General features: G+C 74.2%; 1 protein-coding gene. It reads right to left on the bottom strand.

Going from position 1 to position 469, the window contains the following annotated elements; all coding sequences use genetic code 11:
• The coding region (locus RNC47_RS36545; RefSeq protein ID WP_311605170.1) for an acyltransferase domain-containing protein at positions 1 to 469 on the bottom strand (469 nt) is incomplete at both ends.

Raw genomic sequence — 469 nt, 5'->3', positions numbered from 1 at the left:
CAGTCCGTGAGGGCGGAGGTCAGTACGGTGTGCGGGCTGACCTCCAGCAGGACGCCGTGCCCGTCCCGCAGCAGGGCCCCGGCCGCCTGGTGGAACCTGACCGGGTTGCGCAGGTTGCGGCACCAGTAGTCGGCGTCCAGTACCGGGGCGTCCAGTCGTCCGCCGGTCAGTCCGGAGTAGTACGGCAGCCGCGGTGTACGGGGGCGGATCGGGGCGAGGTCGGCGCGCATCCGGGGGATGATCGCGTCGATGTGGGGGGAATGGGCGGCCAGGCCCACGGCGATCCGCCGTGCGTGCACCGCGTCGGCGGCCAGGCCGTCGAGGAGTTCGGCCGCGGCGTCGCGGTCGCCGGAGACGATCACGGACCGGGGGCCGTTGTGCGCGGCGACGACGAGGCGGCCCTCCCAGCGGCGCAGCCGTGGCTCGATCTCTTCGGCCGGGCAGGGCGACATGGTCTCCGTCATGGCCC

The organism is Streptomyces millisiae, assembly GCF_031845425.1.
GTDB classification, from domain to species: Bacteria; Actinomycetota; Actinomycetes; order Streptomycetales; family Streptomycetaceae; genus Streptomyces; species Streptomyces millisiae.
This window is presented reverse-complemented; position numbering and strand designations above follow the sequence as displayed.